This window comes from Microbacterium sp. CH12i (assembly GCF_000685355.1).
In the GTDB taxonomy this organism is placed as follows: Bacteria; Actinomycetota; Actinomycetes; order Actinomycetales; family Microbacteriaceae; genus Microbacterium.
On sequence record NZ_JHET01000006.1, the window covers coordinates 205,624 to 219,347 of the forward strand.

Sequence of the window (13,724 nt, forward strand, 5' to 3'; positions counted from 1 at the left end):
CTTGCGCGGACTACGCTGGGGGCATGACCGACCCGCTGCATGACTTCTACGCCGTGATCCCCGCCGGGGGCATCGGCAGCCGACTGTGGCCGCTCTCTCGAGCGGATGCCCCGAAGTTCCTGCACGACCTCACGGGCTCCGGACACTCACTTTTGCGAGACACGTGGGATCGACTGGAACCGCTCACCGGAAGCGATCGCATCGCGGTGGTTACCGGTCGTGCGCACCGTGCCGCTGTCGAGGCTCAGCTGCCCGGCATTGCGGACAAGAACGTGTTCCTCGAGTCAGAGCCGCGCGACTCTGCGGCCGCAATCGGTCTCGCCGCCGCGATCCTGCATCGCCGCAACCCGGATGTCATCATCGGCTCCTTTGCCGCCGACCACGTCATCCGCGGCACGCGCACGTTCGAGTTCGCGGTGCAGCAGGCAGTTGAAGTGGCCAAGGCCGGTTACATCTGCACCATCGGCATCCAGCCGTCAGAGCCTTCTGTTGGCTTCGGCTACATCCAAAAGGGCGGCGAACTCATCGTCGACGGCGCGCCGGAGGCAGCCACCGTCGAGCGTTTCGTCGAGAAGCCCGACCTCGAAACGGCCAAGCAGTACTACGCCGACCGTTCGTTCCTATGGAACGCGGGCATGTTCATCTCCAAGGCGAGCGTGCTGCTTGACGAACTTGCGACGAACGAACCCGAACTGCATGCGGGCCTTCTCGTGCTCGCCGAGGCATGGGACGACCGCGAGAAGCGCGGACCTGTCGTTGACCGGGTGTGGCCCACGCTGAAGAAGATCGCGATCGATTATGCCGTCGCAGAGCCAGCTGCTGAGAAGGGGCATCTCGCGGTGATCCCCGGGCACTTCGATTGGGATGACGTCGGCGACTTCGCGTCGCTGACGAAGCTGATCAGCAATGGCCGAAAGAACGACCTCGCGGTGCTGGGCCCGAAGGCCCGCGTGCTGTCAGACGCAGCGACCGGCATTCTCGTCAGCCAGACCTCTCGGGTGATTAGCCTGATCGGCGTGAAGGACATTGTTGTCGTAGATACGCCTGACGCGCTGCTGGTGACCACCACCGAGCATGCGCAGCGGGTGAAGGGCGTGGTCGAGTCGCTCAAGCTCACCGGCCGCGGCGACGTGCTCTGACACGGTCACAGGTCTATTGCGAGTTTGTAACCATTAACCGCAATCGCTCTGTCCGATGTCGTAACACTGGGTAACTTAGCCTCGGGGCCTTGCGATTGGCGCAGGCCAGTAGTCGTGGAGGCTTACGTGACCATTTCCACTCAAAAGCGCGCTCTTGCTGCGCTCGTGGCGGCAGCTGTCGCTGTTGCACTTGCAGGCTGCGGGGCAGCTCCCGACTCGACCAGCGGTGGCAACGCCGGTGGCGAATCGATCGACTTCCTGCCCTGCATCGTTTCCGACATGGGCGGATTCGACGACAAGTCCTTTAACCAGCTGTCCTTCGAGGGCGCTACCAAGGCCGCAGACGAGCTCGGCGTGAAGCTGAAGGACGTGCAGTCCAACGCCGAGACCGAGTACGCACCCAACGTCACCAACCTCGTCGACGAGGGTTGCAACGCGATCGTTGCTGTCGGTTTCGCGCTTTCCGCGGCGACGGTAGAAGCCGCGACCGCTAACCCGGACATCGACTTCATCCTCGTTGACGATGCAGCGGACAACGACTTCGATGGCAAAAAGGACGCAGACAACGTCAAGCCGTTGCTGTATGACACGGCTCAGGCCGCGTTCCTCGCAGGCTACCTGGCTGCCGGCTACTCGAAGACCGGCAAGGTCGGCACGTTCGGTGGCCTGGAGTTCCCGACTGTGACGATCTTCATGGACGGTTTCAAGCAGGGCGTTGACTACTTCAATAAGATCAAGGGCGCTGACGTCCAGGTCATCGGCTGGGACGGCAAGACGGGCTCCTTCACCGGCGGCTTCGAGGCCAACCAGGACGCCAAGCAGGTTGCTGTCAACATTCTCGACCAGGGCGTGGACGTCATCCTTCCGGTCGGCGGTCCGATCTACCAGTCGGCACAGCAGGCCATCAAGGAATCCGGCAAGGACATCGCCCTCATCGGCGCCGACGCCGACCTGTTCGTCACTGACCCGAGCACAGCAGACGTCGTGTTGACCTCGGTTCTGAAGGCGATGGACCTGTCGACCTACGAGGCAGTTCTTGCCAGCGGCGAGGGCAAGTTCGATCCCGAGGCCTACGTCGGCACGCTGGAGAACAAGGGCGTCGGCATCGCTGACCTGCACAACTTCTCTGACAAGGTCGATTCTGCCCTCCAGGACGAGGTCGCCCAGCTGCAGAAGGACATTATCGACGGTAAGGTCACCGTCACGTCTTACCTGAGTAAGTAATCATCTGAAACGGGGAGGTCGACACGCGTCGACCTCCCCGTTTTGTCCTGCCGGGAGGTTTTTCCCTGCCAGACCGGTCTGCTGAATAGGATCAGAACATGAAGCTTGAACTGCGCGGCATCACGAAGAGGTTCGGCGCGCTGACAGCCAACGACCACATTGATCTCGTTGTGGAAGAAGGCGAGATCCACTGTCTGCTCGGCGAGAACGGTGCGGGCAAGTCGACCCTCATGAATGTTTTATACGGCCTCTACCAAGCCGACGAGGGTGAGATTCTGCTCGACGACGAGATGCAGCACTTCGCCGGTCCGGGAGATGCAATGGCTGCCGGCATCGGCATGGTCCACCAGCACTTCATGCTCATTCCGGTGTTCACCGTTGCCGAGAATGTGATGCTCGGCAACGAGAAGACCCGCTTCGGCGGGCGGCTCGACCTCTCCGCGGCTCGTGCGCGCGTGCGTGAGATTTCACAGCAGTTCGGATTCGACGTCGACCCGGACGCGCTCGTTGAAGACCTCCCTGTGGGGCTGCAACAGCGGGTGGAGATCATCAAGGCGCTTTCTCGTGACGCCAAGGTCCTCGTCTTCGACGAGCCGACTGCGGTGCTCACTCCGCAGGAAACCGATGAGTTGATGGCGACGATGCGTCTGCTCAAGTCGCAGGGCACATCGATCGTGTTCATCACCCACAAACTCCGCGAAGTCCGCGAAGTAGCGGATCGGATCACTGTGATTCGGCTCGGCAAGGTTGTCGGAGAAGCATCACCCACCGCAACGAATGAGGAGCTTGCGTCCCTGATGGTCGGCCGTGCCGTCGAGCTGAAGGTGCACAAGGATGCACCAGAACTGCGCAGCAACGGACTGGTCGTTGAAGGTCTCACGGTCACTGACCGCGCGGGCACCGTCCTCGTCGACAACGCCTCTTTCGAGGTGTGTGGGGGAGAAGTTCTGGCTATCGCTGGTGTGCAGGGCAATGGGCAGACTGAGCTCACCGAAGCGCTCATGGGCCTCCAAGAAAATGTCCGCGGGAGCGCGCGTTAGATAGTGAAGAGCTGGTCGGGCGTTCCGTCCGCCAGATTCTCGACGTCGGCGTCGGCTTCATCCCGGAAGACCGCAGCGTCGATGGACTGGTGAAAGAGTTCACCATCTCAGAGAACCTCATGCTCGACCGCTCGCATGGTGGCGAATTTGTGTCTGCGGGTACGGTGCGCCGCGGTGCACTCGATGAATTCACCCGTGCAAAGATCGCCGAGTTCGACATTCGTACCCAGGGCCCCACGCAGGCTGCCGGTCGTCTATCGGGCGGCAATCAGCAAAAGGTGGTGCTGGCACGGGAGCTCAGTCGTGAGCTCTCACTCTTCGTTGCCGCGCAACCGACACGAGGCGTGGATGTCGGATCCATCGAGTTCATCCACAAACGCATCGTCGAGACCCGTGACTCCGGAGTGCCGGTGCTTGTGATCTCCACTGAGCTCGACGAGGTAGCAGCTCTGGCCGACCGGATCCTCGTCATGTATCGAGGGCGGGTTGTCGGCATCGTGCCGGGCAACACCTCGCGTGAGGAACTTGGCTTGATGATGGCCGGCATGAACGGAGCAAGCGCATGACCACCGTGCAAGATGAGGGTCCGCTGGCGGAGCCATCCACACTGGTTGCGCCCTCGCGTTGGCGGGTTGCCTTCCAGGCGATCGTCAACGGAAACGGGATCGTCTCTGTCCTCGCTGTTCTGATCGCTGTGCTGGTCGGATCGATCATGATCGCGGCGACGAATGAAGAAGTCCAAGCTTCGGCAGGGTATTTCTTCTCGCGACCGAGCGACATGCTCGGGGCAGTCTGGCACGCCGTTACCGGCGCCTATGCCGCGCTGTTCCGCGGTGCCATCTACAACTTCAATGCTGATACCTTCGCAATCGGCATCCGACCACTGACTCAGACACTGACGTTCGCGACGCCGCTCATCGCCGCGGGTCTCGGGGTCGCGCTCGCGTTCCGTGCCGGCCTGTTCAACATCGGTGGTCAGGGGCAGATGCTGATGGCTGCGGCCGCAGCCGGCTACGTCGCTACACAGATGGACATGCCGTTCCCGTTGCATCTGATCGTCGCAGTCATCGCCGGAATGGTCGCAGCCGCTCTCTGGGCTGGCATCGCCGGGTATCTGAAGGCACGCACCGGAGCGCATGAGGTGATCACAACGATCATGCTCAACCACATCGCGTTCTACCTGCTGGCATGGATGCTTGCGACGCAGGGCCTGCTGCAGGCGTCGGGATCCAATAACCCCAAGTCTGCACCGATGCCCGACAGTGCGGTTCTGCCGCTCATCCTCGGTCCGAGCTACAAGTTGCACGCCGGGTTCCTCGTGGCGCTTGCGGCCGTGGCATTCACCTGGTGGCTCCTCGAGCGTTCGTCTCTCGGGTTCCGTTTCCGTGCAGTCGGAGAGAACCCCGCAGCTGCGCGCGTGGCGGGTATCGATGTCGGCCGGATGTACTTCACGGTGATGCTGATCGCCGGTGCACTCGTCGGTATCGCCGGCGTCAGTCAGATCCTCGGTACCGAGACCAGCGGCTTCGGCGGAGCCATCGACGCAGGCATCGGCTTCGATGCCATCACGGTCGCGCTGCTTGGCCGGTCCCGGCCTCTGGGGGTCCTCGCTGCGGGTCTGCTCTTCGGTGCGTTCAAGACCGGTGGTTTTACGATGCAGTCATCCCAGGGCATCCCCATCGAGATTGTGCTCGTCGTGCAGTCGCTGATCGTGCTGTTTATCGCGGCGCCGCCGCTTGTGCGCGCCATGTTCGGTCTGCCGCAGCCGGGTCAACCGACGCGCCGTAAGGCTCGAGCCGCGCAGCGCGCGAAGAAGGAGGTGTCGGCATGAGCACCACCGTCTCGTCAGATGACAAGCAATTCGAGCAGCCACGCACAGTCGCGGTCGTCTCCTGGAAGGCCCCGATCATCTTCGGGATCTTCACGCTGCTGTTCGCGCTGCTCCCCTTGCTCGCGCCCCGCGAAGGGGCAACCACTTTCCGGCTGTACGCCGGGAAAGCGGCGATCCCGATCCCCGATGTGATCCTGCCGGCGACGGCGACGTCGTGGATCGCCGTCTTGATACTGGCAGTCGTAACCGTGTTCGCGTTCTGGAGCGCGAGAAGACGCCGCGGCATCGCGCTGTGGGTAGTGGTTGTGTACGTGGCTGTGCTGCTGATCGGATTCTTGGCATGGGCCGCCGCAGGCAGCACTCTGCCTATGATCGGGCTGCTGGGCGGTGCACTCGCGCTTGCGACGCCGCTGATCTTCGGAGCGCTGGGCGGCGTGATCGGCGAGCGCGCCGGTGTCGTGAACATCGCGATCGAGGCGCAACTGCTCGCCGGTGCGTTCTCCGCGGCGATCGCCGCATCGATCGCCGGCACGCCGTGGGCGGGCCTCGTCGCTGCATGGTGGCCGGGATGCTTGTTGCCCTCGTGCTCGGCGTTTTCACGATCACCTACTATGTCGACCAGGTCATCGTCGGTGTGGTCCTGAACGTGCTCGTCATCGGGCTGACGACATTCCTGTTTCGCCAGGTGCTCGCCCCGAACAGTGAGACGTTGAACTCTCCACCGACCTTCGACACTATGGCGATTCCGCTGCTCAGCGACATTCCGGTGATCGGCCCGATCCTGTTTCGCCAGTCGTTCATTGTGTACCTGATGTACTTCGTCGTCGCGTTGGTGTGGTTCGGCCTCTATCGCACGCGTTGGGGGCTCCGCCTGCGCGCAGTGGGAGAGCACCCGCAGGCTGCTGACACAGTCGGCATCAAGGTGGCGGCGACTCGCTACCGCGCGGTGCTGCTGGCCGGAGCCGTCGCGGGGATGGGTGGTGCGTTCTATACGCTCGTCTCAGTTCCGCGGTTCAATCAGGAGATGACGGCAGGCGCGGGTTTCATCGCTCTTGCCGCGGTGATCTTCGGAAAATGGGACCCCATCAAGGCGACGCTTGCCGCGCTGCTGTTCGGTTTTGCCGCGAACCTGCAGGGTGTGCTGAGCGTCATCGGATCCCCGGTGCCCAGCCAGTTCATGCTGATGCTTCCGTACGTTGTCACGATCTTCGCTGTGGCGGGGCTGGTCGGTCGTTCACGCGCGCCCGCAGCTGACGGCGAACCCTACATCAAGAGTTGAGAGAAGGACATGACTGACATCGACTGGGACGAGCTCAGAACCGTCGCCACCAGTGCTATGCGCAATGCATACGCTCCGTATTCGCGCTACAAGGTCGGGGCTGCGGCTCTCGTCGACGACGGTCGCATCGTCGCCGGATGCAACGTCGAGAATGCGTCGTACGGCGTCACTCTGTGCGCGGAATGCGCGCTCGTCGGCGATCTGCATATGTCCGGCGGTGGACGATTGGTCGCGTTCGTATGCGTGAACAACGACGGCCAGACGATCATGCCGTGCGGTCGGTGCCGTCAGTTGCTCTTCGAGCACTCGATGCCGGAGATGCTGCTCGAGACGGTGTCTGGCATCCGCACAATCGACGAAGTGCTGCCCGACGCGTTCGGCCCCCGCGACCTGGAGGATGTCCGATGACAACTGTGGAACCGTTTGACGCGATCGACGTGATCCGCGCGAAGAGGGACGGCGGCGCTGTTCCCGAGCCTGAGCTGCGTTGGATGGTCGACGCCTATACCCGCGGCTACGTGTCGGATGCGCAGATGGCCTCGTTCGCGATGGCAATCTTCCAGCGTGGCATGGAGCGCTCCGAAATCCGTGTGCTCACCGACGCATGATCGCCTCGGGGGAGCGGATGAGCTTCAAAGCCTTGGGCAAGAAGACTGTCGACAAGCATTCCACTGGTGGCGTCGGCGACAAGATCACGCTGCCGCTCGCACCGCTCGTGGCGTCCTTCGGCGTTGCCGTGCCGCAGCTCAGCGGCCGCGGTCTCGGCCACACCGGCGGCACTCTCGACAAACTGGAATCGATCCCTGGCTGGCGGGCTGCCCTCAGTAACGAAGAAATGTTCGCGCAGATGCAGGGCGATGTCGGCGCGGTGATCTGCGCGGCAGGCTCAGGTCTTGCCCCGGCAGACAAGAAGCTCTATGCGCTGCGCGACGTCACCGGCACTGTCGAGGCGATTCCGCTGATCGCCTCGAGCATCATGTCGAAGAAGATCGCCGAGGGCACCGATGCACTGGTGCTGGATGTGAAGTTCGGCTCCGGCGCGTTCATGCAGGACATCGAACGTGCCCGTGAACTGGCGCAGACCATGGTCGCACTCGGCACCGACTCCGGAGTCGCCACCACGGCGCTGCTGACCGATATGAGTGTGCCGCTCGGCCTCGCAATCGGCAATGCGAACGAGGTCCGCGAGTCGGTCGAGATCCTCGCCGGCGCAGGGCCCGCTGACGTGCGCGAACTCACCATCGCTCTGGCGCGCGAGATGCTCGCTCTCGCCGGCCTCCCGGATGCCGATGTCGAAGCAGCGCTTGACGATGGTCGTGCGATGGACACCTGGAAGGCAATGATTCGTGCCCAGGACGGCGATCCGGATGCCTCGCTGCCGACGGCTCGTGAGACGCATGTCGTTGCGGCGCCAACAGACGGTGTCATCACCCGGATGGACGCTCTTCCATTCGGTATCTCGGCGTGGCGGCTGGGCGCCGGTCGTGCCCGCGCTGAAGACCAGGTCGTTCATGCCGCCGGCATCGATCTGCACGCGAAGCCCGGTGACCGGGTTACCGCGGGACAGCCGCTATTCACACTGTCTGCCGAGGACGAAGGACGCTTTGCCCGCGCCATCGATGCGCTCGACGGAGCGTGGGAGATCGGCGACGAGGCCCCGCAGGTCTCGTCCCTCGTCCGCGAGCGCATCACCGCGTAGGCTGGGCCACGCTACCGAGAGGATCACACATGTCGATCGAATCCGACGGCGACGTCGCCATCCAGGGCACTTCGTTGCGGAGTCTGCCAAAGGTCTCCCTGCACGACCACCTCGACGGTGCCGTGCGGCCACAGACGATCATCGAGTTGGCCGAGCCGATCGGGCTCGAACTGCCGAAGACGGATGCCGCAGCGCTGGGTGACTGGTTCGCTACGCGCAGCGACTCCGGCTCCCTCGTGGAGTACCTCAAGACGTTTGATCTCACGACGGGTGTCATGCAGACGCCGGAGGGTCTCACGCGCGTGGCGCGTGAGTTCGTCGAAGACCTCGCTGACGACGGCGTGATCTACGGTGAGATGCGTTGGGCCCCTGAGCAGCACCTCACTCGTGGCCTCTCGCTTGCGCAGGCTGTGGATGCTGTGCAGCAGGGCATCGAAGAGGGTGAAGATGTCGTGGATCGCTCCGGACGCAGCATCCGCGTCGGTCAGTTGATCACCGCCCTACGGCACGCTGATCGCTCGCGCGAGATCGCAGAGCTCGCCGTCGATTACCGTGGTCGCGGAGTCGTGGGGTTCGACCTCGCCGGCCCTGAGGACGGCTTCGCGCCGTCGAAGCACCGGGCGGCGTTCGACTACCTCGCGGAGAACTTCTTCCCGGTCACTGTGCATGCGGGCGAGGCCGCCGGTATTGACTCGATTCGCTCGGCGCTGCTGGATGGGCGCGCACTGCGACTGGGTCACGGAGTGCGGATCGCCGAAGATCTAGAGATCATCAGCGAGGAAGGCGACGAGGTTCAGGTGCAGTTCGGCGAACTCGCTCGCTGGGTGCGCGACCGCGAGATCCCGCTTGAGCTGTCTCCGTCGTCGAACCTGCAGACCGGCGCCGTCGCGGCGTGGGGCACGGCACTCATCGATCATCCCTTCGATCTGCTCTACCAGCTCGGCTTCGCCGTGACCGTGAACGTCGACAATCGCACGATGAGTCGCACTTCACTGACGCGCGAGCTCGCGCTTCTCGTGGAGACGTTCGGTTATGACCTCGATGACCTTGAGGCGTTCCAGTTCAACGCCGCCGCAGCATCGTTCCTCCCGGTGGAAGAGCGCGAGGAGCTTGTCGAGATGATAGCCGAGGGCTTCGGCGCTTGACTTCACGACGCAGCAGGCGCAGCCGGATGTACCGTCGACGGCGGCTCGCTGTCGTCACGGCCTCGATCATTGTCGTTATCGGTGTGGTCGCGGGCGCCACTGCGCTCATCTCGTCGCTCAACAGCCGGGCCGATGCGGCACCAGCGTCAGAGGTCGCCAGTACTCCGAGCCCCACACCAACGCCTACACCGTTGTCGCCTGTCGAGCAGATTCTGGCGGGTGCGAATGATCCGCTTGCCTGCGCCGTGAGCTTCGAAGGCCAGGGCATCGCCGACGCCCCGATGCTGCAGTGGCAGAACGCCGTTTACACGCCATTGCCGATCCCGACGCAGGAGGGGCAGGTTTTCGCTGGCTGGTATGCGACACCGGAGGCGGCGACGGCTCTCGATGCGGCCGCGCGCATAAACGGCGCAGACCTCGTCGCCTGCACCGAACAGCAGAACGTTCTGCACGTTGCCTGGATGACACCGGATGAGAACGCGGCGGTCGACGCGCAGATTCCGATCCTGATGTATCACCAGTTCACCTCCCGTCCCGAGGGCGAAGACGGCTGGCTGCGCGGTAACTACGCCTACATCGGCGACTTCGATGCACAGATGAACCACATCGCGACGACCGGGTTCTACCTGCCCACCTGGGATGAGCTGAGCGCGTTCATCGACGGACGCCTCTATTTACCCAACCACTCGGTGGTCATCACGGATGATGACGCCGATCAGTCCTGGTTCGACTTGGCGGTTCCCGTCATCGAGAAATACCAGGTGCTGTCGACCTCGTTCATGATCACCGCAGCCCGGCAGGACCCAGCACCGTCGCCGTTCGTTCAGCGTCGCTCGCACACGCACAACATGCACCAGGCCGGTGCAAACGGACAAGGGCAGATGGTGAACCTGTCGGCAGAGGAGATCGCCGCAGACTTGAACACCTCCGGTGACATCCTCGGCGTGCGTGAAGTCGTGGCTTATCCCTACGGGCACTACAACGACACCGCCAAGCAGGGTGTTGCGATGGCCGGCTACGAGATGGCGCGCACGATCGAGCCCGGCTACGTCAGCATCGGCACAGATAAGTTCGCGCTACCCGTTGTGCGGATCAACTACGGAATGGGCCTGGAAGCGCTGATCAACCAGATCGCTGACGCCATGGTGCGTCGCCAGATATTCTTCGAACGCCTCGTGCGAAGTGCGCGACGGTGTGAAGCCGAATTCTTCTTTCAACCGCGTATTCGCCAGCACCGGACGGTACCTGAGGAACGGCACCTTCTCGGGGCCGTGCACGGTCACTCGCAGCATCCGTCCTGCGCGCAGCGCCGCAGACAAGAGTGCGGCGGGGACCGTCAGCATCGGCTTGCCGAGCCGAGCCGCGATCTCGGGTACGGTGATCCGACCATCACCTGCGACGTTGAAGATTCCCGCTGGGCCGTCGGTCGCCGCCCGCACCATGGCCGACGCGACATCATCGACCCACACGAACACGAAGAGGGAGTCTGAGCCGGCTATGCGCAGAATGCGGCGGCCATCCCACAGTGCCGTGATCTGGTTCTGCACGCCCGGTCCGAGAATCGTTCCGATCCGGAAGATCACCTGCTCGAGCTCAGGATTGCTCGTGCGGTACTCGGCGAGCATCTCTTCGACAAGGCGCTTATGCCGCGAGTAGGGAAAAGCGTCGTTTCCGCGTAGCGGCTGACTCTCGTCGATCCAATCGGGATTGTCAGGGTGGTAGCCGTAGGCAGCCCCTGAGCTCGAAACGACGATGCGCCTCACGCCCGCTTCGACGCAGGCGGCGAGCACGTTCGCAGATCCGGTGACGTCCACCCGATACTCCAGCTCGACGTCGAGTCCCGGATTCACGATTGCCGCGAGATGCACGACGGTATCGATGCGGTGCTCGCGCAGGACGGGGGCGATGGAGTCGGCATCCGTCACATCGAGGACGATGTAGAGGATGCCGTCACGCTCGGTGCGAGGTCGCAGATCGGCGGCTACGACGAGATCCACATCTGCGCGTGCGGCCAGCGCACCAGCGACGTGCGAACCCAAGAAGCCGGCGCCGCCGGTGATGAGGACTCGGGTCACGAGGTTCCCTCGACCAGCGTTTTGCCCGTGGCATCGCCGGTGGCAGCACCCGTGCGCTTCTTGGTGTGTCGCGCCCAGAGCGCCGCGACGATAAGGCCCGCGACGATATCCCAGATTCCCCACCATCCAGCGACGATCGCCATGCCACCCAGGCCGCCGAAGAATGCGAACACCAGGCCGAGGCCGAGCCCGGCGTTGCGGACGCCAACCTCGAACGTCATCGCCTTGCGCTCACGCGTGCCGAGCCCGCCGAGGACCGCGGTGCCGTAGCCGAGGAAGAGTGCGACGGCGTCGTGCACGGCGACGACGAGGACGATGATCCCGAGCACTTGAATGAAGACTGCCCAGTTGCCCACCAGCGCGACGACGATGAAGCCGACGAGGGCAATGAGGCTGAACCACTTCACGTACGGATGTGCCTTCGAGGCCACCCTCGGGAGTTTCGCGCGCACGAGCAGTCCGACCGCGAACGGCAGTCCGATGATCAGCACGATCTCCAGCAGCATCTTCCAGGGATCCAGCGCGACCTGGTGCAGCACGGTGCGCGCGGTCGGGTGCAACGAGCCCCAGAACGCGATGCTCAGTGGCATCGCGACGATGTACAGCAGGTTGCCGACGGCGGTCATCGACACCGACAGCGCAACATTGCCGCCAGAGCGGTGTGTGAGCACCTGTGAGATGTTCCCCGGCGGGCAGCACGCCACCAGGATCATTCCCATCGCCATCGAGGGTGTCACCGGCAGCACGAGCGTGAGAAGAAATGTGACGATCGGTAGCAGGAGAAGCTGCGCGAGGATCGCGATGATGAACGGCTTCGGATGCTTCGCGACAACACGAAAATCGCTCGGTGCGGTGTCCAGAGCAATGCCGAGCATGATCAGCCCGAGCACGATGTTCAGAATCGTCAGCGAGCCCGGAGTAAAGCTGAGGACGACATCGTCGACGTTCATGCCGCTTCCAGTGCCGTGCGTTCGCGTCGGACCGCGGAGCGGTACGCGTCTTTGTTGACGTAGTAAGACATCCGATCCAGGTTCAGATAGTGGTAGCCGCCGTTGAGGTCGGGCCACGGAGTGCCGGTGACGCGCTGGCGGAAGCGCTCCGCTCGTGCCGGATCATGCTCGGCGGCATCCAGATACGTCGCAAGCAGCTCTGCCTGCTCGTACCGGCCCTGCCAACCGATGCCGGAGGCCTCGATCATCCCCATCACGTACAGGCCGTTGAACGATGCCGGGAACACGTTGAGGAACAGCCTCGGGGAGGCGCCGCGCCAGTGGAGGTGCTCGTGATCGACGAAGGGATAGCTGAGGGTGTAGCCGGTCGCCAGCAGAATCAGATCGTAGTCACCACTCGTCCCGTCGCGGAAGTGCACCGTGTCGCCGTCGAAGCGCGCGATATCGGCACGGATCTGCAAGTCTCCTTGGCCGAGGTGGTTGAGGATCAGGGTGTTGACGATCGGATGCGACTCGTAGATGCGGTAGTTCGGCTTGGGGAACCCGAACCGCACCGGATCACCGGTGAACGCCTGCAGCACCCGCCGGTCGACCGCCTGTTTGATTCGCGCGGGCAGCGGACGACCCTGGTTCAGGGTGTCGCTGGGCTTGCCGAACAGATAACGGGGCACGAAGTAGTAGCCCCGTCGCACACTCATGTCGACGGATGCTGCGTGGTGCACAGCATCCACGGCGATATCACAACCGGAGTTACCCGCGCCGATGAGGAGCACGCGCTTGCCCGCCAGTTGCGATGGATGCTTGTAGGCGCTGGTGTGCATCAACTCACCGTTGAACGACCCCTCAAATGTGGGAATGTTCGGCTCTGCGAGCGTGCCGTTGGCGAGAATGACGCCCGCGTACCACTGAGTGTCTTCGCCGTCTGGTCCCGCAGAGGTCAGGTTCCAACCGCCGTCACGCGGCTCGAGTCGTATGACACGGGTATCGAAGCGGAACAGCGCAGTTAGGCCGAAGTGATCGGCGTAGTCCTGAAAGTACTGACGCAGAACGCGGTGACCGGGGTAGTCGACGGTGGTTTGCATGGGGAACTCTGCAAACTCGGTGGTCGTTCGAGACGAGATCAGATGAGCCGACTCGTACATCGTGCTCCGTGGATTGTCGATGTCCCACAGTCCGCCGACCCGAAGCGAGGCCTCGTAGCCGTCGACCTCGATGCCGCGCTTTTGCAGTGCTCTCGAGGCGGCCAATCCGGAAGGACCGGCGCCGATGACGGCGTATCTGCTCATTCTGCTCCCCGCACGACGATGTGCCTGCTCCGCCTGTTCGGGTGAGGCCGATGCAT

General features: G+C 63.3%; 8 protein-coding genes and 4 pseudogenes. 9 read left to right on the forward strand and 3 right to left on the reverse strand.

Annotated elements, in window-relative coordinates:
• Positions 1–23 precede the first annotated feature (23 nt).
• The 9 genes and pseudogenes from DC31_RS07460 to DC31_RS19325 all read left to right on the forward strand — a co-directional run bounded on the left by DC31_RS07460 (position 24) and on the right by DC31_RS19325 (position 10,847).
• Positions 24–1,139: a mannose-1-phosphate guanylyltransferase gene (locus DC31_RS07460; protein ID WP_036278638.1), complete on the forward strand. Its 1,116-nt coding sequence runs from the start codon at positions 24–26 to the stop codon at positions 1,137–1,139.
• A gap of 126 nt (positions 1,140–1,265) precedes the next feature.
• On the forward strand, positions 1,266–2,363 hold the full coding sequence (locus DC31_RS07465; RefSeq protein ID WP_051606581.1) for a BMP family lipoprotein: 1,098 nt from the start codon (positions 1,266–1,268) through the stop codon (positions 2,361–2,363).
• A gap of 98 nt (positions 2,364–2,461) precedes the next feature.
• A pseudogene (locus DC31_RS07470) lies at positions 2,462–3,969 on the forward strand (ABC transporter ATP-binding protein).
• A complete protein-coding gene (locus DC31_RS07475) occupies positions 3,966–5,234 on the forward strand; it encodes an ABC transporter permease (RefSeq protein WP_081813768.1) in 1,269 nt (422 codons plus the stop codon). The pseudogene DC31_RS07470 and the gene DC31_RS07475 overlap by 4 nt, the downstream one beginning before the upstream one ends.
• Positions 5,231–6,513 (forward strand): annotated as a pseudogene (locus tag DC31_RS07480) (ABC transporter permease). The gene DC31_RS07475 and the pseudogene DC31_RS07480 overlap by 4 nt, the downstream one beginning before the upstream one ends.
• A 9-nt stretch (positions 6,514–6,522) precedes the next feature.
• Complete coding sequence (locus DC31_RS07485; RefSeq protein WP_036278640.1) at positions 6,523–6,921, forward strand: cytidine deaminase; 399 nt, start codon at positions 6,523–6,525, stop codon at positions 6,919–6,921.
• Positions 6,918–8,212: pseudogene (locus DC31_RS07490) on the forward strand (thymidine phosphorylase). The gene DC31_RS07485 and the pseudogene DC31_RS07490 overlap by 4 nt, the downstream one beginning before the upstream one ends.
• Positions 8,213–8,241: 29 nt before the next feature.
• Positions 8,242–9,357, forward strand: coding sequence for an adenosine deaminase (locus DC31_RS07495; protein ID WP_036278642.1), 1,116 nt, complete (start codon positions 8,242–8,244; stop codon positions 9,355–9,357).
• Positions 9,358–9,953: 596 nt separating this feature from the next.
• Positions 9,954–10,847: a polysaccharide deacetylase family protein gene (locus DC31_RS19325; protein ID WP_235201408.1), complete on the forward strand. Its 894-nt coding sequence runs from the start codon at positions 9,954–9,956 to the stop codon at positions 10,845–10,847.
• Here the strand turns inward: DC31_RS19325 and DC31_RS17565 are convergent.
• The 3 genes and pseudogenes from DC31_RS17565 to DC31_RS07510 all read right to left on the reverse strand — a co-directional run.
• A pseudogene (locus DC31_RS17565) lies at positions 10,776–11,432 on the reverse strand (NAD-dependent epimerase/dehydratase family protein); the annotation flags it as partial. The gene DC31_RS19325 and the pseudogene DC31_RS17565 overlap by 72 nt on opposite strands.
• The gene (locus tag DC31_RS07505) at positions 11,429–12,382 is read right to left on the reverse strand and encodes a bile acid:sodium symporter family protein (protein WP_036278643.1); all 954 of its coding nucleotides are present in this window, start codon (positions 12,380–12,382) and stop codon (positions 11,429–11,431) included. The pseudogene DC31_RS17565 and the gene DC31_RS07505, both read right to left, overlap by 4 nt.
• The gene (locus tag DC31_RS07510; protein ID WP_036278645.1) at positions 12,379–13,668 is read right to left on the reverse strand and encodes a flavin-containing monooxygenase; all 1,290 of its coding nucleotides are present in this window, start codon (positions 13,666–13,668) and stop codon (positions 12,379–12,381) included. The genes DC31_RS07505 and DC31_RS07510 overlap by 4 nt, the downstream gene beginning before the upstream one ends.
• Positions 13,669–13,724: the final 56 nt, after the last annotated feature.